This window comes from Providencia alcalifaciens (assembly GCF_020271745.1).
GTDB lineage: Bacteria > Pseudomonadota > Gammaproteobacteria > Enterobacterales > Enterobacteriaceae > Providencia > Providencia alcalifaciens_B.
Map to the genome: position 1 here is coordinate 492,173 of NZ_CP084296.1, position 26,482 is coordinate 518,654.

The window sequence follows — 26,482 nt, forward strand, 5'->3', positions numbered from 1 at the left end:
CTGATTATAGTTATTAAATTACTATGCTATTATCGAGCGAAGCACTTTTGATTTAGCTTTTTATTTCATCGGTAATTCCTTAGCCGATAATGCTTAGTCGATAAATGCTAGTGTTTTTAGATAAAACAAACATGTTCAAGGCGGCAATAACCGCCACTAACACAGTGGTGAGGGAATATGTCTACAGATAATGAATATCAACCAATCAATTGTGATGATTACGAATATCTAGAAATCGCATGCCAGCGTCAATTAAAGCTACAAATTAAGCTTAATGACGGCGAGAATATTGAAGGGCAAGCCAGTGATTTGCTCCTACGAAAAAAAATTGAGTACCTCGTCCTGATCACACAGGAAGGCACTAAGGAGCTACGACTGGATATTATCTCATCCTTCAGTCATCCTGAAATCGGCACTATCGTTGTCGACCACTCCCACTAATACTCGTTTTTCTGAGTTTCTTCTATGCCCCTTATGATAGTCACAGTCATAAGGGGTTTCTAATTTATAGATAGCTTATTCACGTTATTTGCTGGAAAAATCATCGGTATTTATCCAATGTTCGGAATTTTGCCAATCAATAGCAATCCCAACATTATCTTCTCCCACAAATCCGTCCGGTGTAATAAAACAGCCTACTGCACAAATAAGCGTTTCATTATAGTAAATTAGTGGCGTCCTTTCCCGCATCCACGGTGCAACCCCCAGCTCTTGCCAAATTTTCTTGCTGCTACGTGAATGATGGCGACCGATAATATTTAGCGAGCCTTGTAATCCAAAGCGAATTGTCACTTTTTCCGTTACTTCTGGTGGGCGGATCTGCCCTTCCCCCTCCATCACGACCAGTGTTCCCAGTGATTCAGGTAATCGATAAGCCGCTGGATAATCCCACTGGTATTGTTTTCCCATCAGGCTATTAATGCGTTTAACCACCCATAGAGCACCTTGATAACGACGAATTTCCACATCACCCAAGCGACAGATAGGTTCTGCATCCTGCCGAGCAAGTGCCACCTCCTGCCAAATCCGTTCTAGTTGATTAAATGGTGGCATAGCGAGCTGGTGACGACCAATCCAGCGGCGGATCAAGGCATTACGCTTGGCAACTGAACAATGGATAAGCCCATCAATATACAACCCTCCACGATAATCGATGATATCATCCAGTGAATCTTGCAGCAGTTCGTCCAATAGCGCCTCTTGATCTGCACACAATGATGCACTGCGAGAAACTGCATTCGCAAAATGAGGCCAACGTTCAGATAATCTTGGCATAATATTCAAACGCAGGAAGTTACGATCGTATCGATCGTCTTGATTACTATCATCTTCAACCCAAGGAAGTTGATGCTCCCCTCGATAATTTTCTAATTCATGGCGAGAAATAGCGAGCAGTGGACGTAGCAGAATCGTTTTTCCATTTTTCGCTTGAAAAGGAAGTGACTCCGGCATAGCAGAAAGCCCAGCAGGCCCACTTCCTCGCTTAAGCGCCAGCATGAATGTTTCAGCTTGATCATCAAGGTGCTGAGCCGTCACCAAAATCTCATCGTCGAGTAGCTCATCACGATATGCCTGATAACGTTCGGCTCTTGCTGCCGCTTCAATGCCAATTTGAGTACTGTCCACCGTCACATGCTGGCAAATAAACGGGATATTCCATTGTTGACATAACAAAGCGCAGTGAGCCTCCCACTTGTCCGCTTGAATATTTAAACCATGATGAATATGAATGGCACGGATTTGGAGTAAGGGACTTATACTATTTTTGATTTGGTAAAGGGCGTGCAACAGTACGGTAGAATCAATGCCACCACTGAATCCAACCAGTATTTTTTGAAAACCTTTTATTTTACTGTAAACGTGCTCAACAATAATTGCTGATTGTTCGGCCATTAACCTGCCCTTCCCATTATTTTTACGATTTTTTCTAGCGCTAAAACATAATATACCGAACATGATCACAAGCAAAATTTGCATCAATACCTAAGGATATTTAGATGTGAATGGGGTGCAAGGGGAAATATATCAGGTTAGCAAGAAAAACCCCGCCGAAGCGGGGAAAAAAATTAACGGTGCCACTACAATGCAATATTACTGCTTTAGTTCTATGTCAGGCGATGTAGCGCCTATCGTTTTTCCATTTTTAAATTCAATAACGATATAAATAGAAATCGTGTCTCCAATACTGCTAGCTGCATTAGTCCCAAACTTAATCGAACTGCCATCATCAGTTACTGGTGAATAAGTCCCAGTTTGACCTCCAATATAATAACGCTTTGAGTGATGTATATTACCCCCACCTTTAAGGAATTCATTGGTGCTTATTGACTTAGGCTGACCATAACCAAGGTGCGCATAGTCTATCTCCATATTGTATCCATACCCGGAACGCATCCCTATCTGGTTGCCATTAAATATTCGTATTTTCGATGACTCCAGTGTTTTCTCTATTGTGACTTTATTCGATTGAGCTTCCACACCCGTATTCGGCGTACCACTTAGTGCGCGAGGGGTGACATTAAAAGAAATTGTGCACCCTACATCGGCATCTTTTATGGTATACGTTTTAGTCGTCGCCAGAATTTGTGTATTGCTGCCGCGGGAACAGAGCCACCGTAAGCTGGTACCACCATTAGTTGAAGTATTCTCGAGATCGCTCGAACCATCCCCATCGTGGTAGTTATACATTCCAGTCAGTACCTGCCCTACCTCTGATGTGCCATCAATTTTTACATCGCGAGCTTCTGGTGCAAGCCCTTTAGTGGAGATGGCTGATGACGTAAACGTGGCGCCTATTGCTGGTTCAGTAATTTTCGGGTCTGTCTGCGGTGTTACCACCACCGTCAGCTTCTTTCCGTTACCATCGCCCGGTACCAGTGTATAGCTTCTTTGCGTAGCGCCTGAAATATCAATACCATCCAATTTCCACTGATACTGTGTGGCTTCCGTCGAGTCATTATCCATATCGGTAATGGTTGGGATGGCTGTTACCTTATCATTGACAGTAGGTTCAGTTTTATCAAATTTAACCTCACTGACTACGGGTTCATGCCCGATGACCGGTGATGTTTTGGCATCAACTTCAATCACAGAAGCAGACACTCCTTCTCCGATGACCAGCCCTGCTGTCAGCGTTATCAGACGAATAAGAAAGTTAATTTTTGTCCTAACAGCCATTTCATGAATATCCTCTTCTGTTGCCGAAATTTTTTATAAAAAACACCGCAACGGAATTATTCCGCTGCGGTTCGTACTGATTATTTGTTAGAGACAACAACCTTAATTTTTCGTTTTTGCTCCGTACCCTTAACGGTGTACTCCTGCGCAGTTGCAGACGCGATATCCTCGTATGTGCCAGAATTCACGGATTTCTCAATCTGCCATTGGTAAGTCAGATTGCTATCACAGGTGCCGTGACAGGTAACATCAGCTTTTAATTTCTCACCAACTAGTGGTCGAGCCCCTGATAGACCTGAGATGGTGACCGATTTCACGATGTTACCACCCACGGTTGGGATCCCTTTACCGCCAGATACTGAGGCATTATTAATATCGCTGTAAGTTGCCGCCGCAACAGGCACGCTCACTGATGGTTCGGTAATATCTGGGTTAGTGTTTGCGACTGCTTTGACTGTAATGGTTTTACCCAGTAATGCGGCTGTCAGTGTTAATGTGTCACCCGCCGTACCGCTAATAACACTTTTACCATCATGCCATTCATAAACGATGGATGTTTGCTTATCGCCGTCCGCATCGCTGAAGTTAAAGCCTGAAGCCGTCAACGTGTCACCTATCCCTAGTACACCATCCTTGTTAACATCTGTAGACTTGACCGCTCCTGCCGACAATACTGGTGCATGACCGATGACCGCTTGTGTCTCAGAGGAGGTAATCGAGGCGGCCAGCGCTGACGAACTGACAGCCATGCTCAGAACTGCACCAGCAATCAGAATAGATAATTGACCTTGGCGGATCATTGGGATTGTTTGCTTATTGTTACTCATCAAATTGTTACCTTTTATTTTAAAAATACTCTATGGGTGCATTTATTGTGCTGTTACGCGCAGCTTGCGCTTTTGCATGTCTGCTGTAACGGTGTATGTCATGGCGGTAGCGCCGTTTATTGCCTGATACTGTCCTGACCCTTGAGTTGTCTCCACTTCCCACTGCCAAGCAGTCGGTAGAATGCAGTTAACTCGGCAATCAGGTGTGGCTGTTAGAACATCGCCAACCACGGGACTCCCTTTCATGACAGTGCCGTTACGAAATATTTGTATTCCCAATGGTGCAGCCATCACTTCTACCACCATCGGAGCCATACTGATCCCCTCTACCTGTGGATTAAAAGTGAGGGTACCGGGAAGATTTCCGGCGGTTATTGCGGTGGTGTAAACTCCAGGTGCCGCTTCTTTCAATGCAGCCAACTTAACGCCACTTTGTGAAGACGGCAGGGATGGTCCACCTTTGTGCGTCGTAAAGGTAAATGGCAGCTGAATAGCTGAAGCCAATCCCGTCATCGGTGCGTTTTGGTCATCTCGCACTGTCAAAGTCAATGTGTCAGACTCAGAAACATTCAATGTGCCTGCGCCTACCGTCAGGCTGGAGTGGCGGGTAGAAAGCCCTGCATCTACAATGACCTTTACATAGACTAGTTTTGACGCATTCCCCTTTCCATCCCATGCTCTCGCGCTCAAGGTATAAGTATTGGTTGAACCCGCTTGCCAAGTAGGTAAGCGCATCTGCCAAGCAGTCAAACTTTTACCAACAGACTGCGTTTTCCCACCTTTAGCTGAAAATTCTGTCAGCATTCCCCATTCCACGCGATCAGCACCGTATTTTGCTTTCAAAATCGCGTTCACTAACTGTAGGCTAGCGCCACGACCGCGGATTACTTGCGGCAGAATCAGGCTAATAAGCTCTTGTTTTTGATACTCAAGTACGATGTGGTTATTACGCTCAACCAGTGCCATCCGATTGCTCGGGAGTGTACGCAGGTTCGCCACCGCAGCGGATGAGATTTGATCCTTCCAAGGCACACCGAATGAATAGTTAAGCTGCGCCTGAAGCTGAAGCTCATCCGTTCCCTTTCCTTTGCGCCAATCAGCACCGAAAGTGACTAATGGGAAAGGCGTATAATTCACCCCCACCGTCATCGCTTTTGGTGCCTTACTGCGGCTATCTTTGCCTTTCAGTGCCACTTCATCCCCGAAATATTGTTCGTATTTCAGTTTTCCGCCGAGCTGCGGATAAGACGGTAACCAGCCACTGGCGGCTATATCAAACCCGTTGGCTGGTCGTTCATCGTAATCAGCAAAGTCCCGTGACTGATGCCAGCTATTGAGTCGCAGATAACCATTGGCAGATAAATGCAGATAATCGGACCATAACTCGCCCCCAATACCCGCCCGACGATTGTTACCGGTAACATCAATATCGTAAAAAGTGTTTACACCATACATCCATTGGTCACTGAATCGGCGAACCCCAGCGCCTAAATTCAAGGTGGTACGGCCATCAAGGTTCCGACCACCGAACTGGGTAAATACCAGCCAGTCAGGGCTCTGATATAGCGGTAACAGCATGTCAGCAGATACGGTACTCTGTGATAACTTCTTTCCTGGCTGTACGCCAATCTGGGCAGTACCAAACTGATTCAGCCAACTTTCCACTGCGGATGAGGCCTCGCTAATTGCCATATTCTTGGCCTGTCTGGAAAGGTACGCTTCGGCACTTTCTGTATTCATCGCCACAAAAAAGTCAGGGGCCGTACGAGACAACCAATTTTGTATCTGGCTATCCTGTTCGTTAATCAATCTGTTTCCGGTCGTATTTTTGTCTGTTGTCTTTACAGAGTGTGTACTCGAATTATCAATTTCATCTTCAGCAGATAGAACTTCAAAAGCGCTATGGAATGTACGCATTTGATTTAGTTTTTTCCGTTCCTCCTTATCCGCCAATCCGTTAGCAAATACTGAGCCGACTGGCATGATGGATGCGGGTAGTAAAATGGAAAGTAATAAACGCATCTGAAATGATTTGATGCTGTAGCGGTTAATACCAAAAAACATTGTTCTATCCTTTATGCTTTCCTTTAAGGTGTTTTTTCATAATGGGTATATTTCCATTGTTAATAGCAGATAAATAAATACTGGCCATCTAAATTAAACAGTTTAGTTACCCTGCTATTTAAATAGCGAAAGAAGCACCATAATCATTATTGCCATCTTGTTTCGGGATGGAATTTATATGTCTAGATTAATAATAAAAACGGATTTATTCGGATTAAATATGAAGTAATAGAGAGTAAAATTAATTAAGTGACGATAATTTATTACGTATTGGAATAGATGTCATAGGCTTGAACCATTAAGCTGCGAGTTACTGGCGACATGCACTCATAGCAAGCGCTAGCTGCTTACATCCGAAAGCTCTTACTGACGTATTCAGATAACGTTTTCTTTGTGGAATATTTTGGAATGGAAGCTTTCTCACGACGAATATTTATATTATTAATATACAAACTTCATAAAATTAAATAAGCGAGATATTAAAAGACATTTCATTTTTTAATACTGTTTTTTGAATATGGTACTTTGGATAATTAAGATTCTGAACATTGATTGAAAACCATGAAAAATAAAACATGGGTCATAAAAAACGGGAGCTGGTTAAACCGACTCCCGTTTTAAAATAGAATGGATTGCACTTAATAGGTTAGCTAATTAGCAGTAACCATATCCCATCAGACGTTGATAACGACGATTTTTCAGTGCTTCTTCATCCAGAGTTTCTAACTCATTCAAGTCTTGCGTGATTTGTGCTTTCAGAGATTCTGCGATTTCATCGTAATTACGATGTGCGCCGCCCAGAGGTTCAGGGATCACGCTATCAATCAGTTTCAGCTCTTTTAAGCGAGGCGCCGTAATCCCCATCGCGTCAGCCGCTAATGGTGCTTTATCGGCACTTTTCCACAGAATAGATGCACAACCTTCTGGTGAGATAACGGAATAGGTGCTGTATTGCAGCATATTCACTTTATCACCCACGCCAATCGCTAATGCGCCACCTGAACCGCCTTCACCGATCACAGTACAGATCACAGGAACGGATAAGCGAGACATTTCACGTAAGTTACGTGCGATCGCTTCTGATTGACCACGTTCTTCTGCACCCACTCCTGGGTATGCACCTGGAGTATCGATGAATGTAATAATTGGCAGCTTGAAACGTTCAGCCATTTCCATCAGACGCAGTGCTTTACGGTAGCCTTCTGGTGCCGGCATACCAAAGTTACGGCGAATTTTCTCTTTCGTTTCACGGCCTTTTTGATGGCCAATAACCATCACAGGACGCCCATCCAAACGAGCTAAACCACCAATAATCGCTTTGTCATCGGCATACGCGCGATCACCTGCTAATTCTTGGTAATCTGTAAAAATACGGGAAATGTAGTCCAAAGAGTATGGACGACGTGGGTGACGAGCGAGTTTAGCAATTTGCCAAGCCCCCAGATCAGAGAAAATCTTACGTGTCAGTTCAACACTTTTTTCACGTAAACGGGCAACCTCTTCATCTAGGTTGACTTCTAAGTTGTTATCTTGACGGCTAACTGCAGTTAGGGAATCGATTTTCGCCTCTAATTCAGCAATCGGCTGTTCAAAATCAAGAAAGTCCAGACTCATAATATTCCTATTTTAGTCAAATTCTAATTCTACCTGCTCACTACCCAGCAGAGTTCGAAGGTCGTTCAGAAGGGGATCCACGGGTGTTACACGCCAAACAACGCCAAACTTAAGCTTAGCTCTGGCATCATCCTTCTGATAATACAAGTGAACCGGTATCGTGCCTGAACGATGAGGTTCAAGCGCATTACGAAGCCGATTCAGTAATTGATCGTTAATCTGTTTATCGGACAGTGAAATTGCAAGGCCGCGCGCATACTTTTCCCTTGCTTCACCGATATCCATCAATTCGCGCACTGTCATTTTATTACCACCATTGAAATCATCAAAGCTGACCTGACCGGTGGCAATTAAAATATTGTCTTTTTCCAACATATGTTGGTATTTATCCAGCGCATCTGAAAATAACATAATATCCAGACGACCGGAACGATCATCGAGCGTGCAAATCCCAATTCGGTTTCCACGTTTGGTGGTGATCACTTTGGCAGAGAGCACTAAACCTACCACAGTTGTCACTTGACCACGAGGGGTTGGGTTCACATCTTTCAATCTCAAACCATTTGTATAACGCTCTATCTCACTTAAGTATCGCGTTATTGGGTGACCTGTCAAATAGAGACCTAAAGTTTCGCGCTCACCTTCTAGCACGACTTGTTCAGGCCACTTCGGCACACTGGCGTAAGAACTTTCAACCTGCTCAGGGGCTTCGGCAAGCACACCAAACATATCTCCTTGCCCGATAGCTTCTGCTTTCGCATGCTGATCTGCCGCTTTTAATGCATCTTCAAGGGATGACATCAAGGCCGCTCGGTGAGGCCCTAAATGGTCGAATGCCCCTGCCATGATCAGCTTTTCCATCACACGGCGGTTGATCTTTTTAATATCCACACGAGCACAAAGGTCGAAAATTTCTTTAAAAATTCCACCTTGTTGGCGAGCTTCAATAATCGCTTCGATTGGCCCTTCACCAACGCCTTTAATGGCGCCGATACCGTAAACTATCTCACCTTCATCATTCACATGGAAGTGATATAACCCACTATTGATATCTGGTGGCAATACTTTTAAGCCCATACGCCAACATTCATCAACCAGCCCAACCACTTTTTCCGTGTTATCCATATCCGCAGTCATTACTGCAGCCATAAATTCAGCCGGATAGTGGGCTTTTAGCCATAATGTTTGGTACGAGACCAACGCATAGGCAGCGGAGTGTGATTTGTTAAATCCATAACCGGCGAATTTCTCCACCAAGTCAAAGATTTTCATCGACAACTCGCCATCTACCCCATTTTTGATGGAACCTTCCTCAAAAACGGAGCGCTGTTTTGCCATCTCTTCGGGTTTCTTTTTACCCATCGCACGACGCAACATATCCGCGCCACCGAGGGTATAACCTGCTAAAACCTGAGCAATCTGCATAACCTGTTCTTGGTATAGGATAATACCATAAGTTGGCTCTAGAACAGGTTTTAATGATTCGTGCTGCCAATTTACATCAGGATATGAGATCTCTTCACGACCATGTTTACGGTCGATAAAGTTATCTACCATCCCCGATTGCAGAGGACCCGGGCGGAATAAGGCTACCAGAGCGATCATATCTTCAAAACAGTCCGGTTGCAGGCGTTTAATCAGATCCTTCATTCCTCGAGATTCTAATTGGAATACCGCCGTGGTTTCCGAACGCTGCAACATATCGAAGCTTTTCTTATCCTGTAAAGGAATCGCTGCAATATCAATCGGTTCTAAATCTTTCTTGGCTCGACGAGCATTGATCATCTCCAATGCCCAGTTAATAATGGTCAGCGTACGCAGACCTAGGAAGTCGAATTTTACCAAGCCTGCATATTCAACATCGTTTTTATCGAATTGTGTAACGGGGTTATTACCTTCTGCATCGCAATAGAGCGGCGCAAAATCCGTAATTTTGGTCGGTGCAATAACCACCCCACCGGCGTGCTTACCGGCGTTACGCGTGACCCCTTCAAGCTTACGCGCCATATCGATTAGCGCTTTAACCTCTTCATCTGCTTCATAAATTTCAGGCAACTGAGGTTCCACTTCAAAAGCTTTTTCAAGGGTCATTCCCGGGTCAGGGGGAACGAGTTTAGAAATTCGGTCAACGAAACCATAAGGGTGTCCCAGTACGCGTCCCACGTCACGAATAACAGCTTTTGCTGCCATCGTACCAAAGGTAATAATCTGAGATACCGCATCTCGCCCATACATTTGAGCAACATGATCAATGACTTGATCACGTTTTTCCATGCAAAAGTCAACGTCAAAGTCTGGCATTGAAACCCGCTCAGGGTTCAAAAAACGCTCGAACAGTAAATCAAGTTCAAGTGGGTCTAAGTCAGTGATTTTTAGTGCATAAGCCACTAAAGAACCCGCACCTGAGCCTCGCCCCGGACCAACAGGAACGCCGTTATCTTTTGACCACTGGATAAACTCCATCACGATCAAGAAGTAGCCGGGGAATCCCATTTGGTTAATAACGTTGAGTTCGATTTCCAAACGTTCATCATATTCAGGGCGTTTTTCTGCTCGGACTTTCTCATCTGGGAATAGGAATTTGAGACGTTCTTCCAGGCCTTCTTTTGAACGCATGACCAAAAAGTCTTCCGTTTCCATATCCCCTGTCGGGAATTTGGGTAGGAAATATTCACCAAGACGAATAGTGACGTTACAGCGCTTAGCAATCTCTACACTATTTTCTAATGCTTCAGGGATGTCGGCAAACAGCTCGCACATCTCTTCTTCAGTACGTAAGTATTGCTGAGGACTATAATTTTTTGGACGCTTCGGATCGGCTAACGTGAATCCATCATGAATAGCGACGCGAATTTCATGAGCATCAAAGTCGCTACTTTCAATGAAACAGACCTCGTTGGTTGCTACAACAGGCAGGCCACGCTGAGTTGCCAATTCGACAGCGGCATGTAGGTAGCTTTCTTCATCAGGTCGCCCTGTACGAATAAGTTCAAGATAGTAAGCATCAGGAAAATGAGTTTGGTAAAAAGCTACACTCTCATCCACGAGTGCTTGGTTACCGCGAAGTAAAAACTGCCCCACATCCCCTTTTCGACCACCTGATAGTAAGATCAAACCTTCTTTATGTTTGACAAGCCAGTCCCGGTGAATAGTAGGCCCAATTGCACCATAACCTTTTTGGTAAGCTTCAGAGATGAGTAAGGTGAGGTTTTGATAGCCTTCGTTATTGCGAGCCAGAACTGTTAAGTGCGCAACCTCATCACCAAGTTGCTCACTTTCCATATAAAAATCAGCACCAATGATCGGCTTGATACCCGCACCATGAGCCGCACCATAAAACTTCACTAACCCACAAAGGTTAGTAAAATCTGTGATAGCAAATGCAGGCATGCCCATGGCGGCGACTTTTTTCACTAATGGACCGGTTTTTGCCAGCCCATCAATCATGGAGTAGTCACTGTGAACACGTAGATGAATAAAACGAGGAGAAGCCATTAACTTTATACCTATTTTTCTTATGCCGACTATTTAATGTCTAACGCACGTCTTACAGGCGCGAAGCTTTTACGGTGAAACTCGGTAGCGCCAAACTCAGCTAATTTTTCTAAATGATACGCGGTAGGATAACCTTTGTGTTTCGCAAAACCATACTCAGGAAAAGCTTTATCAAGCTCAACCATTTCCCTATCTCGAACCACTTTCGCCAGAATTGAGGCTGCGCTGATCTCTTGGACTAAGCTATCACCTTTAACAACGGCCTGTGATGGCATTGTCAGTTTAGGGCAGCGGTTGCCATCCACTAAGACGAATTCTGGTTGAATAGAAAGACCTTCAACCGCTCTTTGCATAGCCAACATTGTGGCATGCAATATATTCAATTGATCGATTTCTTCTGGCTCTGCGCGGCCGATACACCAACACAGCGCTTTTTCTTTGATCTCATCGAACAGCTTTTCACGCTTTTTTTCGCTGAGTTTTTTAGAATCCGCAAGCCCTTCAATAGGATTGTTGGGATCTAAAATCACAGCAGCAGTCACTACAGCACCGACAAGAGGCCCACGCCCCACTTCATCAACACCAGCAATTAAGTTGGCTTTTGGGTATATAAATTCCATTATTTTCGAACCAAATCTAATACAGCATCAGCGGCTTGTTGATCAGCATCACAACGAATCAATTGATGCAATTGTAAGAAAGTTTTCTTCAGCGCATCGACCTGCTCACCACCTTCCAACAATGGAAGTAACTGGTCTGCAAGTTGCTGTGGCTGACACTCTTCTTGGAGTAATTCTTTCACGATTTCTTTCCCTGCCAATAAATTTGGCAAAGAAACATAAGGCGTTTTGACTAAGCGCTTGGCAAGCCAGAATGTGAAGGGCTTCATACGATAACCGACTACCATTGGGCATTTGGTTAGCATACATTCTAAGGCAGCGGTGCCCGAAGCGAGTAATGTCGCATCTGCCGCAGTCATTGCATCGCGAGCCTGCCCATCCAGAATATGGACATTCAACTCTGGAGCAACCTGTTGTTTTATCTCATCGAATTGCTGACGTCGCTTCTGATTTACCAAAGGTACTACAATATGTAGATCGGTAAAGTGGCTACTTAATAGTGTAGCGGTTTTTAAGAAATCAGCACTGAGCATTTCCACTTCAGAATGGCGGCTTCCCGGTAACAAGGCTAAACATTTTGCAGTCGCGGGGATATTTAAACGCTCACGCGCGGCCTGTTTATCAGGGTTTAAGGGGATTGAGTCCGCCATGGTGTGCCCGATAAAACGGCAAGGGACATCAAAACGGTCATAAAATGCTTTCTCAAACGGAAGAAATGCCAAAACTAAATTTGTGGAACGACCAATTTTGAATACGCGCTTTTGGCGCCATGCCCAAACAGACGGGCTAACATAATGAATGGTTTTAATGCCCTTTGATTTTAAGCGACCTTCAAGGGTGATATTAAAATCAGGCGCATCAATGCCGACAAACACATCAGGTTGTAACTCAGTAAAACGCTGAGTTAAATCTTTACGGATGGATAATAAACGCGGTAAACGGCCAAGGACTTCAACAATCCCCATGACAGCGAGCTCTTCCATTTCATACCAAGCTTCACAACCTTCTGCTTGCATGAGTGGGCCTGCAACACCGACAAAACGGGCATTGGGAACTTGTTGTTTTAAGGCGCGGATAAGCCCTGCGCCTAAGATATCACCGGAGGTTTCTCCAGCAACAAGGCCAATAGTAAGTGGGCGGTTGCTATTCACCAAAATTCGCTCCTTATTAAAGGCCTTTCTTGTATTCATCTACAGCCGCAAAAATTAACGAATAATTCCGCGCTTAGATTGTGCTGAGTCTTCTAAGAAATCACTAAATACTTTGACGTGCTCGTCAGTTTTTGCCATTTCAGCAATTTCTTCACGCGCTTCTTCTAAAGATTTTCCTGAACGATATAACGTTTTATATGCGTTACGAATAGCGTGCAGAGATTCTTTTTCAAAACCACGGCGTTTTAAACCTTCAAGGTTTAAACCAAATGGAGTTGCATGGTTGCCCTGTGCAATAACGTATGGAGGCACGTCTTGTGCAACACCAGAGCATCCACCGACCATTACATGCGCACCAATCTGACAGAATTGATGTACCGCAGTCATACCACCAATAATAGCGAAATCACCAAGAGTGACGTGACCACCTAACGTTCCGTTATTCGCGATAATACAGCGGTTACCAATGATGCAGTCATGCGCAATATGGACGTTAACCATTAGTAAATTATCATTACCAATTTTAGTTAGGTCACCGCCTTGAGTGGTTCCACGATGGATAGTCACACTTTCACGGATGCGGTTACGGTCGCCAATCTCAACGCGAGTTGGCTCACCTTGGTATTTCAGGTCTTGGTTAATTTCACCAATCGAAGCAAATTGAAAAATAACATTGTCACGACCAATTTTCGTGTGTCCGTTTACAACAACGTGAGATTTCAGCTCAGTACCTTCACCAATTTCAACATTAGCGCCGATATAGCAAAAAGGACCAATGCGTACATTGGCACCAATAACAGCTCCATCTTCTACAATAGATGAGGGATGAACATAGGCAGTTTTGTCAATCATATCAGACCTCACGACGACGGGCGCACATCATTTCTGCTTCGCAGGCCACTTCTCCATCAACTTTTGCAACACCTTTAAAACGTGCTACACCGCGACGTTCTTTGATAAATTCAACTTCCAGGATCATTTGATCTCCTGGCAGAACGGGACGTTTAAAGCGTGCGTTATCAATCGCTGCAAAATAATATAATTCGCCAGGTTCAAGCTTGCCTACGCTTTTAAACGCAAGGATACCCGTAGCCTGAGCCATTGCTTCTAAAATTAAAACACCCGGGAAAATTGGTTTGCTAGGGAAATGTCCCTGAAAGAATGGCTCGTTAAAAGAGACGTTCTTTACCGCGCGCAAAGATTTACCTTCTTCAAAATCCAATACACGGTCAACCAAAAGGAATGGGTAACGGTGCGGAAGTAGTTCTAAGATTTCTTCTATATTCAGAGTATGATTATCACTCATCGAAATACTCTTCCTGTCTATTAATACTATTTAATTAATGAATCGGCCCGCTTTAACTCAATGGCGAGTTAACAGGCAGGCCGGAAAAAACGTAACTCAAGAAACTATTTTAGCTTGAATTACCAAATAATTACTGATTTTTTTGATTTTGGCTATCTAATTCACGTTCAAGTGTTTTTAGACGCTTATTCATCTCATTGATACTTAAGACTAAAGCCGCGGTTTTACGCCATGCTTTATTCGGCTGTAAAGGAATACCGGAAGAGTAAACTCCTGGCTCAGTAATTGGTCGCATGACCATTCCCATACCTGTTACGGTAACCTTGTCACAGATTTCCATATGACCATTGATAACACTGGCTCCGCCAATCATACAATAGCGACCGATTTTTAAACTACCAGCCATGATGACGCCTCCCGCAACTGCGGTATTATCGCCTATTGTTACATTGTGCGCAATTTGGCATTGGTTATCGATGATAACGCCACTGCCAATCACTGTGTTATCTAATGCGCCACGGTCAATTGTTGTACACGCGCCGATCTCTACACGAGACCCGATGATCACGGTACCCAATTGCGGGATCTTGATCCAATTACCACGATCATTGGCATAACCAAAGCCATCAGAACCGATCACTGTACCTGACTGGATTAAGCAACTTTCACCAATCTCAACATGATGGTAAACACTGACATTCGCCCATAAACGGGTACCTGAACCAATGCGGGTATTTTTACCAATAAAACAACCTGCACCAATCACAACGTTATCGCCTAGCACAACGCCACTTTCGATAACGGCATTCGCGCCAATTGCGACATTTTGACCAAGTTGGGCATCATCAGCGATAACTGCTGACGCATGGATATTCTCAGCTGGGGCTGGAGTAGTATCCATAATTTGCGCCATATGCGCATAAGCAAGATAAGGATTATCTACAACCAGTGCAGCAACCTTACAAGCACTCAGATCTTTTTCAGTTAATACCACAGCAGCAGCTTGGCAATCTGCCAACTTATCGCTGTAACGGCTATCAGATAAAAAAGTAATCTGCTGATTGTTCGCTGAATACATCGGTGCAATACCGGTGATGACGATATCGCCATCACCGTGTAACTGTGCATTCAACTGCTGAGCGAGGTCAGCTAATCGAATTGAAGACATCTATTATTTAACCTGTTTTTGAACCTGGCTGGTAATATCGATGCCATCTTTTGCGTACGCAACTGCGTTTGCATCGATAACAACGTCATAGCCTTCTTTCGCTGCAACGGATTTAATAGAATCTTGGATACGGCTCAGAATCTTATTACGCTCTTCAGCTTGACGACGACGGTTGTCTTCTTCAAATTTCTGAGCTTTCTCAGCGAACTGGTCACGTTTAGTGATTAATTCTTTTTCCTGCTTTTCACGATCGCTAGTGCTCATAGTTGCACCGTCACGACGCAGTTTTTCTACGCGTGATTGCAAATCTTTTTCCAGATTCTGCAGTTCAGTAGCACGGCTTTTGAATTCACTCTCAAGCTGTTTAGCAACGGCGTCACGAGCAGGCATGTTCTGGAAAACTTCGCCAACATTCACGATAGCGATTTTTTCAGCATACGCACCCGCAGACATTGCTAAAGCAATACTTACACCCGCTGCACACAACAATTTTTTCACGCTAAACTCCTTAACCCATTCTTATGGCTGGAAATTTTGGTAGCCCTCATTATCTTATGAGGGCTGATTTCGATAGAGACTGAATGATTACCAAGTTCTACCAATATTAAATTGGAACTGTTCTGATTTATCGCCTTCGTAATCCTTGATAGGTTGCGCATAGGAGAAGACCAGCGGCCCAAGTGGCGAAATCCACTGTAAAGCAATACCCGTAGAAACACGGACGTTAGTTGCTGTACCGTAGTCAGGCATACCCGCACGCCATGCTGGATTAATACTGTTCCAGTTGGTATCCCATACGGTTCCCGCGTCTACAAACAGAGAGGTACGGATCGTATTCGCATATTTCTCGTCGATAAATGGCGTTGGTGTAATCAGCTCAAATGAACCTGCATACATCGCGTTACCACCAACCGCATCGCTAGATGGGCTACCTGGCTCAGGGCCATCTTTGCCATCTATATTCTTCAGATATACAGCTTTCGGACCGATGTTATTTGAACGGAAACCACGGATGGTGCTAGAGCCCCCGGCATAGAAGTTCTCATAGAATGGCATTTGCTTGCTACCAATACCATCACCATAACCCGCCTGCGCTCGACCTAACACAACCCACGTTTCATCATCATTTAAAGGAACGTACTGAGCCGTATCAAAACGCAGTTTATAGTATTCGTTATCAGAACCAGGGACTGTCACTTTACCTGAAACGCTAGTTTTGTTACCCGATGTTGGGAAGAAACCACGGTTTAAGGTGTTGTAAGTCCAACCTAAGTTCAGTGTAAAGTCATCCGCTCTGAAGCTTTCTTTGTTACGACCATCTTTAGTCACCGGTGGGTTTTCACCCATAGATTGTAGATAATCCCACATTGCAGCTTGCGCACGCATGTCAGACAGGTCGTTATGAACATACCCCGCACCAATACGGAAGGAGTTATTTTCATTGAATGGGAAGCTTAATGTGCTATCTAAACCATACGTTTTGTTGTTATAGCCAGATAAGTCCGCATCTTTCGCACTAAAGTCGTTATAGAAGATACGTCCACCCAGACTCACACCGTTAACCGTGAAGTAAGGGTCTGTCATTGAAAACTCGACGTTTGTTGAGTAGTCATTTCGGCTGGCGTTAATACCAACCGCATTACCTGTACCCAACCAGTTATCCTGAGTGACACCAACTTGGAAGCTCACGCCACTTTCAGTACCAAAACCAACACCAAAGTTCATTGAACCGGTATTACGTTCTTTAACCTTATAGATAACATCAACTTGGTCTGGGCTACCCGGAATACGCTGAGTTTCAACATCAACAGTTTCGAAGAAACCAGTACGGTTCAGACGCTCTTTACCTAATTCAACTAAATCGTTACCTAACCACGCACCTTCCATTTGACGCATTTCACGGCGTAAAACGGAATCTTTACTGGTATCGTTACCTTGGAAACGAATTTGACGAACATAGAAACGGTTACCTGCATCAACGTTAACATGCAGCTTAACTGTCTTATCAGCATCATTAATTTCTGGCTGAGTCATTACGCGGGGATAGGCGTAACCATAACGACCAAACAGGTCTTTAATTTGGTTTTCCATCTGAGTCACTTGCGCACCATTGTATAACTCACCTGGTGTGATGGTGATCAGCTCTTGGATATCCGCTAAATGCTCTGCCGTATTACCATTAACATCCACACCAGAAATCTTATATTGATCTCCCTCAGTGACATTAATCGTAATGTAGATATCTTTCTTGTCTGGTGTCAGACTCACTTGCGTTGAGTCGATATTAAAACGTGCATAACCGCGATCAAGGTAGAAACTACGCAGGGTTTCTAAATCACCCGCCAATTTCTGTTTTTGATATTTTTGGTCAGCCGCCAGGTTCCACCATGGTACATCGTCACGTAATTGAAGCTTATTCACCAATTCCGCTGTTGAGTAGTTTTTATTACCTACGATGTTGATCTGCTGGATTTTTGCAGACACGCCTTCAGAGAACACAAATTTTAAATCCACGCGGTTACGTGGTAATGGCGTGACCACCGCTTTTACTGTCGCGTTGTATTTACCAACACTGTAGTAAAAGTCCTCTAAACCTTTTTCAATATTCGCAATTTTAGTGCGGTCTAATGCTTCACCCACACGGATATTGGATGCTTCCAAGTTCTGCTTTAGCATGTCATCTTTTACAGATTTGTTACCTGTAAAAGTGATACTCGCGATGGTTGGTCGTTCTTTAACTTGAACGATCAGCGTATTTCCATCACGCAGGACCCTAACATCTTCGAAGTTACCTGTAGAGAATAGCGAGCGAATCGAACGACTAATATCTTCGTTATCGATTGAATCCCCGACCCTGACAGGCATGTTCAATAATGCTGCACCAACGGCGACGCGTTGTAGACCTTCGAAACGAATGTCTTTAACTACGAATCCGTCTGAACCGTATGCAGTGGCGCTACCTAAAAGCAGCGACGCTATGAGCAACTTTTTCATCGCCATCGTTGTTATGCGTATTCCTTACTGGTCCCAAGCTTACAAAATTAGAAGCGAGAGAAATCATTAAAAAGTGCAAGTCCCATTAACAGAATCAATGCCATTGCACCAATTCGAAAACTAAAGTCTTGTACTCGCTCAGACACTGGACTCCCTTTAATTTTTTCAATTAATAAGAAGAGTAAGTGCCCCCCATCTAACACAGGCAATGGAAATAGATTGATGATGCCTAAGTTCACGCTAATCAGCGCAATAAACATCAGATAATATACCAAGCCTGACTCCGCCGAAACCCCCGCACCTTTTGCGATAGATACCGGCCCGCTCAAGTTATTGAGTTTAACATCCCCAACAACCAGTTTACCCATCATATTGACTGTCAGTTTCATTAACTGCCAAGTCTTGTCGCTAGCTTGAAACAGTGCAGATACAGGGTTGTATTGCTGCACCATTTTATATTCATCAGCTAGCGGTAATACAGTTAGTTCGACGCCCGCAACGCCAAAACGCTCACCTTTTTTATCTTCCTGCACATCAGGAACCAAGGTTAACTCAATCAATGTAGAATTACGTTGCACGGCTAATTTTAATGGTGTCCCCGGATTATTTCGGATTATTCTCGTCACTGGATTCCAAGTATCCAGTAGCTCTCCGTTGACACTGATAATTCTATCTCCCGGTTTTAAACCGGCACGCTCGCCCGCTAAGCCTTCCGTCACTTTATGGATGACAGGGTCAACCTTCGCAGACACTGGCATAATCCCTATTGATAAAATAGGATCCTGCTTTTCAGGGTCAAACTGCCATGCGCTTAAATCTACTGTTTTAGAAACTGGCTCATTATATCCTTGAGGTAAAACTTGTGCAGTAAATTCCCTGTCACCAATTTTACTCACCAGCGCTAAACGAACTGAATTCCAATCAGGTGTTTCGATACCGTCTATCGATTTTAGTTCCATTTGAGGCTCAAAATTTGCCTCAGCAGCAATGGAATTTGGCTTAATGCTATCAATGACTGGGCGAACAGACGGAATCCCAATCATAAAGACAATCCAGTAGACAACAATAGCGAGCAAAAAGTTCGCAATAGGGCCCGCGCTGATAATGGCGGCACGTTGTCCAACGGTCTTATTATTGAAAGCTAAATGACGGCGTTCAGGGCTTACTTCACCAACACGCTCATCGAGCATTTTGACGTAGCCACCAAGCGGAATCAGTGCTAAAACAAACTCTGTCCCATGTTTATCGACTTTACGCCATAGCGTTTTACCAAACCCTATAGAGAATTTTTCAACATAAACACCACAGCGGCGCGCGACCCAATAATGCCCAAATTCGTGTACCGTAATTAGCACACCAATCGCAATAATAAATGCCGCTAAGCTCCAAATAAATCCCATTAATCTTCCTAAAGACCAAAACCGTTGAAAACTAACAAATTCAGCCCTGCAAATACAGGGATTGCCGCAGTTAGACTATCAATTCTATCGAGTATTCCACCGTGACCTGGAATTAAATGGCTACTGTCTTTAATGCCAGATTGGCGCTTAAACATACTCTCTGTTAAGTCACCGAACACAGATACTACAACAACAATAATTGAAGTCACTAGTAAATAATCTGGCATTGCTGGGATTGGCGCATATAAGCTAAATAACCATGAGATAATTCCAGCTGTAATTAAACCACCGATTAACCCTTCCCATGTTTTACCCGGAGAAACTTTTGGTGCCATTTTATTGCGACCAATAGTACGTCCAAACGCATAAGCACCGGAGTCTGCACCCCATACCAATAGCATCACGTAGAGTAACCACCATGCCCCAACAGAGGTGTCAGCTTGGTAACCAATAGTTCTTAATACCATCATGCCACTATAGAAAGGCACAATAGTTAATACGCCAAACAGTAAGCGAATGATGACCGATTTTCCCCATGAAGCAGAGGCTGGGTATGTCACAACCAATAAAATGGCTGCAACCCACCAGATTAAACCGGCCCAGAGGCTATATAAAATAAACGGAGAGCTTGAAAGTGCGGTCATGTCTGGTAAAGAAAGTTGAATTGCGAGTAATACCACCGCAAATACAACCGCTAAACCGATACGTTTAGTTTGTGAATGCCATCCTGCAAATTGCGCCCATTCCCATGCGCCCAACGCACAGACTGCTATCACCACTAAACCGAAATTTGCTGGGGACAGTAAAAAAAGTGCAGCAATAACAATTGGAATTAAAATCACCGCAGTGAGTAAACGATACTTCAGCACATCCATCCCCTTTTATTTGACGAGTTCGTCATCTGATTCTGCTCCACCATAGCGCCGTTCTCGCTTGCTAAAAGCATCAACTGCATCCTGAAACACCATTTCATCAAAATCTGGCCATAAAACGTTGGTGAAATAAAATTCCGCATAAGCAACCTGCCATAACAAGAAATTACTAATGCGATGTTCTCCACCTGTACGGATCACCAAATCAACACACTCTTGGTCATGCATACAAACATGGTCACTAATCGTACTTTCAGTCACGTCATCGATAGATAACTCACCACAGCTCACTTTTTCATAAACTTGTTTAACGCTATTAACAATATCCCAGCGTCCACCGTAATTAGCGGCAATATTCAGTTGTAAACCCGTGTTACCTGCTGTTAATGCTTCCGCTTTATCAATTCTTTTTCTTAAGGTTTCACTAAAGCGACTAACATCACCAATAATTTTCAGTTTTACGTTATTTTTATGCAGGTTTTTGACTTCATTATCTAATGCAAAAACAAACAGATCCATCAACGAACTGACTTCTTTTTCTGGTCTTTTCCAATTTTCACTGCTGAATGCGTAAAGTGTCAGGGAACGAATATTATTCTTTACGGCAAAACGCACAGAACTACGTACAGATTCAACACCTGCTCGATGACCAGTAATTCTGAATTTTCCTCTCTGTTTTGCCCATCGCCCATTACCATCCATAATGATGGCAACATGCTTAGGCATCATAGAATCAGAGAGATTTTCACCACTAGAGTTCATTAAATGTTAATCCTTGTCTGTACTACTTGGGAAATCTGACTCAATCATAACTCTTATGATTATAATTGCTGATAAGACACATCCTTAATATGCTTATTGTTGATAAGCTTTCTATTCTCAACACGCCACATATTAAAGATATATTATAGTTATCAGCAACTAAATAAATCACATATCAAGATTAAAATTCTTGAGCAATTCGTTGAGCTGCTTCACGGCGAGCACAAGCATCGATTTCTAAGACCTCGTCAATAGACGTGGGTTCCGGCAAATGAATTAATTTATCCATAATCTCATGGTTGATTTTTGCAATATCCGTAAAGCGAATTTTGCCTTCTAAGAATGCACCGACAGTAATTTCATTCGCACCATTTAATGCGGTAGTTGCCGCTTGACCTTGGTGACATGCATCAATAGCCAGTTTCAGGCAAGGGTAACGTTGGTAATCAGGCTCAACAAAAGTCAGCGAAGATAACGTAGTGAAATCCAATGGCTTAGCACCCGACATAATGCGCTGAGGATAGGCCATGCTGTACGAAATTGGTGTGCGCATGTCAGGTGTTCCTAACTGGGCGATCACACTTCCATCACGGTAGCGAACCATAGAATGGATGACAGATTGAGGGTGAATAATCACCTCCATCTGCTTTTCATTAGCATTAAAGAAATAGCAAGCCTCAATATATTCTAGACCTTTATTCATCATAGTCGCGGAGTCTACCGAGATTTTGCGTCCCATTGACCAATTAGGATGATTACATGCCTCATCCGGTGTCACTTGGTCAAAATAAGATAACGGCGTATCTCTAAATGGTCCACCGGAGCCTGTTAATACGATGCTGGAAATCCCAGAAGCCGTCAGGTCGGCAAAGCCTAAATTCAATTGAATTTCTTCAGGTAGGCTTTGAAAAATCGCGTTATGCTCGCTATCAATCGGGAAAACTGTTGCTTGGTGCTCTCGAATCGCATTAAAGAATAAACGGCCACTGGTAATCAGAGACTCTTTATTCGCTAATAATATTCTTTTCCCTTTACGGATTGCTGACAGCGTTGGGAGTAGCCCCGCCACGCCAGTAATTGCAGACATCACTTGATCCGCTTCATCCAACCCAGCAAGTTCAATAGCGGATTCTGTACCCGATAAAACCTCTGTTTTGCAGTTATTTTCCGTCAGAATAGTGCGTAACGCTTTCGCTGCGCTTTCGTCAGCCATTGAGACATATTTAGGATTAAATTCAAGGCACTGGCTTGCCATCTCAGTCACGTTTTTACCTGCGACTAATGCAAGAATTTGGAATTGATCAGGATTTTGACGAACAACAGAAAGTGTACTTGTACCGATTGAACCTGTAGAACCCAGGATAGTAAGACGTTTCATAGTGATCAGATACTCTGTATTAATTCAATACTGAGATTATATCAGCTTAGCGATGAGAAAGGATTGTTTAATAGAAATGATAAATAATAAAGCCATGCTAAAGCACACTTTTAAAAAATGTGTTCAGATGGCTTTATTATCAAGATGGATTAAAACTCCATCAGCTCCGCTTCTTTTTGAGCTAATGCTTCATCCACTTTTTTGATGAAGTTATCCGTCAGTTTTTGGATATCATCCTGTGAACGGCGCTCATCATCTTCACTGATTTCTTTGTCTTTCAGTAAAGCTTTAACTTTATCGTTAGCGTCACGGCGGACGTTACGAATCGCGATACGACCTTGCTCAGCATCACCACGAACCACTTTGATTAAGTCTTTACGACGCTCTTCCGTTAATGGAGGAAGTGGAACGCGGATAACAGTACCTGCTGAAGATGGGTTCAGACCTAAGTCAGACGCCATGATCGCTTTTTCAATTGCAGGTGACATGCTACGGTCAAAAACAGAAATTGCTAATGTACGTGAGTCTTCAACGGTCACGTTAGCTAATTGACGCAGAGGCGTCGCTGAGCCGTAATATTCAACAGAGATGCCGTCTAACAGGCTTGGAGAAGCGCGGCCAGTACGAACTTTGCTGATTTGACTTTTTAGTGCTTCAAGGCTCTTTTCCATACGGTCTTGAGCATCTTTTTGGATTTCGTTAATCACGTTATCAACCCTTAAGAACTTGTTATTAAAGGCCGCAAAGCAGCCTCGCTTAAATTGTCTGAATTTATGTTAGATAATACATTCAAACTCAGGTCATGTCTCTGAGTATTAATTGTGAGAAATCAGAGTTCCTTCGTTTTCACCCATCACAACACGGCGTAATGCGCCTGGCTTATTCATGTTGAAAACACGAATTGGCAGGTTGTGATCGCGTGCTAGCGTAAATGCAGCTAAATCCATAACTTTCAATTCACGCTCAAGAACTTCTTGATAATTCAGGTTTTCATACAAAACGGCATCAGGATCTTTGGCAGGATCTGACGAGTAAACGCCATCAACTTTTGTGGCTTTCAGTACAACATCAGCTTCAATTTCAATACCGCGTAAGCAAGCTGCTGAGTCCGTTGTGAAGAATGGATTTCCTGTTCCCGCAGAGAAGATAACCACACGACCGTGTCGCAGTAAGCTGATAGCTTCAGCCCAACTATAGTTGTCACATACGCCATTGAGTGGAATTGCAGACATCAGTCTTGCGTTTACGTATGCACGGTGCAGCGCATCACGCATTGCCAGACCATTCATCACGGTTGCCAGCATACCCATATGGTCACCAACAACGCGGTTCATGCCTGCTTGTGCCAGACCGGCACCACGGAACAAGTTACCACCACCAATAACCACACCGACCTGTATACCCAGTTCTATAAGTTCTTTGATTTCCTGAGCCATACGATCTAAAACGCTAGCATCGATACCAAAACCTTCTGCACCTTGTAGAGCCTCGCCACTTAGTTTAAGCAGAATACGCTGATAAACGGGTTTTGCATTGGTTGCCATGAGTTGTGTCCTAACAGGTCATTATTGGAGTCATACATATAGAGCCTCGCTCTATATGCCGAAAAATGTATTTGATACAGAATGCTACACAAAAATAGTTCAAGTTGCAGGAAGTTGAGTCGCTACACCAAAATAGGTGAATGCATACAGCTTGAAATATGCAGTGTATTAAAGAAAGGCCGCCAATCGGCGGCCCTTTTCGTTGATTACTTGCTCATTGCAGCAACTTCTGCTGCGAAGTCAGTTTCAACTTTCTCGATACCTTCACCAACTTCAAAGCGGATGAAGTTAGTTACGTTAGCACCTTTTTCTTTCAGTAAGTCACCAACAGATTTGCTTGGATCCATTACGAAAGGCTGGCCAGTCAGAGAGATTTCGCCAGTGAATTTGTTCATGCGACCGATAACCATTTTTTCAGCGATTTCGCGTGGTTTACCAGATTGCATAGCGATGTCTAACTGAATTTGGTGCTCGTGAGCAACAACATCAGCTGGAACGTTTTCTGGAGTCACATATTCTGGCTTGCTTGCAGCAATGTGCATCGCAATGTGTTTCAGCAGTTCTTCATCTGCGCCTTCGCCAGCAACCAGAACACCGATACGAGCACCGTGCAGGTAGCTACCTACTTGTGTACCTTCCAGAATAGCAACGCGACGGATATTGATGTTTTCACCAATTTTCGCAACTAAAGCTGTACGAGCTTCTTCGAATTTTGCTTTCAGAGCGTCGATGTCAGCGTTTTTATCAGCAACAACAGAAGCTAAAACTTCTTTACCGAATGCTAAGAAACCAGCATCTTTAGCAACGAAGTCAGTTTCGCAGTTCAGTTCGATCAGCGCACCAGTTTTACCGTCGTTGAAAACTTCAGTCAGGATAACGCCTTCAGCAGCAACACGGCCTGCTTTTTTAGCGGCTTTCGCTTGACCTGATTTACGCATGTTGTCGATTGCTAATTCGATGTCGCCGTTAGCTTCAACTAATGCTTTTTTACATTCCATCATACCTGCGCCAGTACGTTCGCGCAGTTCTTTTACCAATGCAGCGGTAATTCCAGACATGTGATTTATTCCTCGATATGCCTCACGGGACTTTCCCACAAGGATAATTCTGATTCACAGAGACAAAAGGGGCCTAAGTAGGCCCCTTCTAACCAATATATAGCAATACCTGGTTAATAAGGGCTTTTGCCTTATTATTCAGCTTCTACTAAGCTTTCTTCTGCTTGAACAGCCAGATCTTGTGAACGACCTTCACGAACGGTGTTTGCAACAGCGCCCAGATACAGTTTGATTGCACGGATTGCATCGTCGTTACCAGGGATAACGAAGTCGATACCGTCTGGATCAGAGTTAGTATCAACGATAGCGAATACTGGGATACCCAGGTTATTAGCTTCTTTGATAGCAATGTGTTCGTGGTCTGCATCGATAACGAACAGAGCGTCTGGTAAACCGCCCATATCTTTGATACCGCCTAAGCTGTTTTCTAACTTACCAAGTTCACGAGTACGCATCAGCGCTTCTTTCTTGGTCAGTTTGTCGAAAGTACCGTCTTGTGACTGAACTTCCAGATCTTTCAGACGTTTGATTGACTGACGAACAGTTTTCCAGTTAGTCAGCATCCCACCTAACCAACGGTGGTTTACGAAATATTGATCACAGCTTCCAGCAGCTTCTTGAACGGCTTCGCTTGCAGCACGTTTAGTACCAACAAACAGAATCTTGCCTTTACGAGAAGCAATTTTAGTCAACTCAGCCAGAGCTTCGTTGAACATTGGAACAGTCTTTTCCAAGTTGATGATATGAACTTTGTTACGAGCGCCGAAAATGAAAGGTTTCATTTTAGGGTTCCAGTAACGAGTCTGGTGACCAAAGTGAACGCCCGCTTGTAACATATCGCGCATGGAAACAGTTGCCATTTTATACCTCTGTATATAAGTAATTGGGGTTATGCCTCCACGAATCCCATGCTACCGACTCTATAGCTGCGTCTAAACGCATAAGAGCACCCCGGCGCACGTGCCGATTCGTGTGTGTTATTACACAATTGAGTTTTAGTTTACGCACATCCAATCGATGCCTTTAAGATTCACTCACTAATCCAAATTAGA

22 protein-coding genes are annotated in these 26,482 nt (G+C 43.7%); 1 reads left to right on the forward strand and 21 read right to left on the reverse strand.

The genetic code is table 11. From position 1 onward, the window contains the following. Nucleotides 1-177 precede the first annotated feature (177 nt). A complete protein-coding gene (gene rof / locus LDO51_RS02190) occupies nucleotides 178-441 on the forward strand; it encodes a Rho-binding antiterminator (protein WP_006658392.1) in 264 nt (87 codons plus the stop codon). A gap of 84 nt (nucleotides 442-525) precedes the next feature. On the opposite strand, the gene tilS is transcribed toward rof, so the two are convergent. The 21 genes from tilS to rpsB form a co-directional block, all read right to left on the reverse strand. Beyond that, entirely contained in the window at nucleotides 526-1,893 is a 1,368-nt protein-coding gene (gene tilS / locus LDO51_RS02195; protein ID WP_225576174.1) for a tRNA lysidine(34) synthetase TilS, read from the reverse strand. Nucleotides 1,894-2,091: 198 nt separating this feature from the next. Further along, on the reverse strand, nucleotides 2,092-3,177 hold the full coding sequence (locus tag LDO51_RS02200; protein ID WP_225576175.1) for a hypothetical protein: 1,086 nt from the start codon (nucleotides 3,175-3,177) through the stop codon (nucleotides 2,092-2,094). Between the two features lie 80 nt (nucleotides 3,178-3,257). Next, a complete protein-coding gene (locus tag LDO51_RS02205; RefSeq protein WP_225576176.1) occupies nucleotides 3,258-4,004 on the reverse strand; it encodes a ZirU family protein in 747 nt (248 codons plus the stop codon). 42 nt (nucleotides 4,005-4,046) lie between these two features. Beyond that, nucleotides 4,047-6,068 carry an inverse autotransporter beta domain-containing protein gene (locus LDO51_RS02210; protein ID WP_225576177.1) on the reverse strand — a complete coding sequence of 674 codons (2,022 nt, stop codon included), beginning with the start codon at nucleotides 6,066-6,068 and terminating at the stop codon, nucleotides 4,047-4,049. A 654-nt stretch (nucleotides 6,069-6,722) separates the two neighbouring features. After that, on the reverse strand, nucleotides 6,723-7,682 hold the full coding sequence (gene accA / locus LDO51_RS02215; protein ID WP_225576178.1) for an acetyl-CoA carboxylase carboxyl transferase subunit alpha: 960 nt from the start codon (nucleotides 7,680-7,682) through the stop codon (nucleotides 6,723-6,725). Nucleotides 7,683-7,694: 12 nt separating this feature from the next. Beyond that, nucleotides 7,695-11,177 carry a DNA polymerase III subunit alpha gene (gene dnaE / locus LDO51_RS02220; protein ID WP_225576179.1) on the reverse strand — a complete coding sequence of 1,161 codons (3,483 nt, stop codon included), beginning with the start codon at nucleotides 11,175-11,177 and terminating at the stop codon, nucleotides 7,695-7,697. A gap of 29 nt (nucleotides 11,178-11,206) precedes the next feature. Beyond that, on the reverse strand, nucleotides 11,207-11,797 hold the full coding sequence (gene rnhB, locus LDO51_RS02225) for a ribonuclease HII (protein ID WP_154603340.1): 591 nt from the start codon (nucleotides 11,795-11,797) through the stop codon (nucleotides 11,207-11,209). After that, entirely contained in the window at nucleotides 11,797-12,951 is a 1,155-nt protein-coding gene (gene lpxB / locus LDO51_RS02230; RefSeq protein WP_225576180.1) for a lipid-A-disaccharide synthase, read from the reverse strand. The genes rnhB and lpxB overlap by 1 nt, the downstream gene beginning before the upstream one ends. Before the next feature lie 51 nt (nucleotides 12,952-13,002). After that, entirely contained in the window at nucleotides 13,003-13,800 is a 798-nt protein-coding gene (gene lpxA / locus LDO51_RS02235; RefSeq protein WP_108478503.1) for an acyl-ACP--UDP-N-acetylglucosamine O-acyltransferase, read from the reverse strand. A gap of 1 nt (nucleotide 13,801) precedes the next feature. Then, the gene (gene fabZ, locus LDO51_RS02240; RefSeq protein WP_006658399.1) at nucleotides 13,802-14,254 is read right to left on the reverse strand and encodes a 3-hydroxyacyl-ACP dehydratase FabZ; all 453 of its coding nucleotides are present in this window, start codon (nucleotides 14,252-14,254) and stop codon (nucleotides 13,802-13,804) included. A gap of 130 nt (nucleotides 14,255-14,384) precedes the next feature. Further along, entirely contained in the window at nucleotides 14,385-15,422 is a 1,038-nt protein-coding gene (gene lpxD / locus LDO51_RS02245; protein WP_225576181.1) for a UDP-3-O-(3-hydroxymyristoyl)glucosamine N-acyltransferase, read from the reverse strand. A 3-nt stretch (nucleotides 15,423-15,425) separates the two neighbouring features. Further along, nucleotides 15,426-15,920: a molecular chaperone Skp gene (gene skp / locus LDO51_RS02250; RefSeq protein WP_225576182.1), complete on the reverse strand. Its 495-nt coding sequence runs from the start codon at nucleotides 15,918-15,920 to the stop codon at nucleotides 15,426-15,428. A gap of 87 nt (nucleotides 15,921-16,007) precedes the next feature. Then, nucleotides 16,008-18,422, reverse strand: a complete 2,415-nt coding sequence (gene bamA / locus LDO51_RS02255; protein ID WP_225576183.1) for an outer membrane protein assembly factor BamA — start codon at nucleotides 18,420-18,422, stop codon at nucleotides 16,008-16,010. A gap of 41 nt (nucleotides 18,423-18,463) precedes the next feature. Next, nucleotides 18,464-19,816: a sigma E protease regulator RseP gene (rseP, locus tag LDO51_RS02260; RefSeq protein ID WP_225576184.1), complete on the reverse strand. Its 1,353-nt coding sequence runs from the start codon at nucleotides 19,814-19,816 to the stop codon at nucleotides 18,464-18,466. An 8-nt stretch (nucleotides 19,817-19,824) separates the two neighbouring features. Continuing rightward, nucleotides 19,825-20,691 (reverse strand): phosphatidate cytidylyltransferase, encoded by an 867-nt coding sequence (cdsA, locus tag LDO51_RS02265; RefSeq protein ID WP_225576185.1) that lies wholly within the window; start codon nucleotides 20,689-20,691, stop codon nucleotides 19,825-19,827. Between the two features lie 6 nt (nucleotides 20,692-20,697). After that, entirely contained in the window at nucleotides 20,698-21,450 is a 753-nt protein-coding gene (gene uppS, locus LDO51_RS02270; protein ID WP_225576186.1) for a polyprenyl diphosphate synthase, read from the reverse strand. A 181-nt stretch (nucleotides 21,451-21,631) separates the two neighbouring features. Next, nucleotides 21,632-22,828 (reverse strand): 1-deoxy-D-xylulose-5-phosphate reductoisomerase, encoded by a 1,197-nt coding sequence (gene ispC / locus LDO51_RS02275; RefSeq protein ID WP_225576187.1) that lies wholly within the window; start codon nucleotides 22,826-22,828, stop codon nucleotides 21,632-21,634. A 149-nt stretch (nucleotides 22,829-22,977) separates the two neighbouring features. After that, nucleotides 22,978-23,535 carry a ribosome recycling factor gene (frr, locus tag LDO51_RS02280; protein WP_036956356.1) on the reverse strand — a complete coding sequence of 186 codons (558 nt, stop codon included), beginning with the start codon at nucleotides 23,533-23,535 and terminating at the stop codon, nucleotides 22,978-22,980. A gap of 108 nt (nucleotides 23,536-23,643) precedes the next feature. After that, nucleotides 23,644-24,372, reverse strand: coding sequence for a UMP kinase (gene pyrH, locus LDO51_RS02285; RefSeq protein ID WP_006814045.1), 729 nt, complete (start codon nucleotides 24,370-24,372; stop codon nucleotides 23,644-23,646). Between the two features lie 206 nt (nucleotides 24,373-24,578). Beyond that, nucleotides 24,579-25,430: a translation elongation factor Ts gene (gene tsf / locus LDO51_RS02290; protein WP_225576188.1), complete on the reverse strand. Its 852-nt coding sequence runs from the start codon at nucleotides 25,428-25,430 to the stop codon at nucleotides 24,579-24,581. A 134-nt stretch (nucleotides 25,431-25,564) separates the two neighbouring features. Next, nucleotides 25,565-26,290, reverse strand: coding sequence for a 30S ribosomal protein S2 (rpsB, locus tag LDO51_RS02295; protein ID WP_036956352.1), 726 nt, complete (start codon nucleotides 26,288-26,290; stop codon nucleotides 25,565-25,567). Nucleotides 26,291-26,482 lie beyond the last annotated feature (192 nt).

Bases quoted from the DNA above. Each gene is read 5' to 3' on its own strand.
- rof (WP_006658392.1), top strand. From the start codon at position 178: ATGTCTACAGATAATGAATATCAACCAATCAATTGTGATGATTACGAA.
- tilS (WP_225576174.1), bottom strand. From the start codon at position 1,893: ATGGCCGAACAATCAGCAATTATTGTTGAGCACGTTTACAGTAAAATA.
- LDO51_RS02200 (WP_225576175.1), bottom strand. From the start codon at position 3,177: ATGGCTGTTAGGACAAAAATTAACTTTCTTATTCGTCTGATAACGCTG.
- LDO51_RS02205 (WP_225576176.1), bottom strand. From the start codon at position 4,004: ATGAGTAACAATAAGCAAACAATCCCAATGATCCGCCAAGGTCAATTA.
- LDO51_RS02210 (WP_225576177.1), bottom strand. From the start codon at position 6,068: ATGTTTTTTGGTATTAACCGCTACAGCATCAAATCATTTCAGATGCGT.
- accA (WP_225576178.1), bottom strand. From the start codon at position 7,682: ATGAGTCTGGACTTTCTTGATTTTGAACAGCCGATTGCTGAATTAGAG.
- dnaE (WP_225576179.1), bottom strand. From the start codon at position 11,177: ATGGCTTCTCCTCGTTTTATTCATCTACGTGTTCACAGTGACTACTCC.
- rnhB (WP_154603340.1), bottom strand. From the start codon at position 11,797: ATGGAATTTATATACCCAAAAGCCAACTTAATTGCTGGTGTTGATGAA.
- lpxA (WP_108478503.1), bottom strand. From the start codon at position 13,800: ATGATTGACAAAACTGCCTATGTTCATCCCTCATCTATTGTAGAAGAT.
- fabZ (WP_006658399.1), bottom strand. From the start codon at position 14,254: ATGAGTGATAATCATACTCTGAATATAGAAGAAATCTTAGAACTACTT.
- lpxD (WP_225576181.1), bottom strand. From the start codon at position 15,422: ATGTCTTCAATTCGATTAGCTGACCTCGCTCAGCAGTTGAATGCACAG.
- bamA (WP_225576183.1), bottom strand. From the start codon at position 18,422: ATGGCGATGAAAAAGTTGCTCATAGCGTCGCTGCTTTTAGGTAGCGCC.
- rseP (WP_225576184.1), bottom strand. From the start codon at position 19,816: ATGGGATTTATTTGGAGCTTAGCGGCATTTATTATTGCGATTGGTGTG.
- cdsA (WP_225576185.1), bottom strand. From the start codon at position 20,691: ATGGATGTGCTGAAGTATCGTTTACTCACTGCGGTGATTTTAATTCCA.
- uppS (WP_225576186.1), bottom strand. From the start codon at position 21,450: ATGAACTCTAGTGGTGAAAATCTCTCTGATTCTATGATGCCTAAGCAT.
- ispC (WP_225576187.1), bottom strand. From the start codon at position 22,828: ATGAAACGTCTTACTATCCTGGGTTCTACAGGTTCAATCGGTACAAGT.
- pyrH (WP_006814045.1), bottom strand. From the start codon at position 24,372: ATGGCAACCAATGCAAAACCCGTTTATCAGCGTATTCTGCTTAAACTA.
- tsf (WP_225576188.1), bottom strand. From the start codon at position 25,430: ATGTCTGGAATTACCGCTGCATTGGTAAAAGAACTGCGCGAACGTACT.
- rpsB (WP_036956352.1), bottom strand. From the start codon at position 26,290: ATGGCAACTGTTTCCATGCGCGATATGTTACAAGCGGGCGTTCACTTT.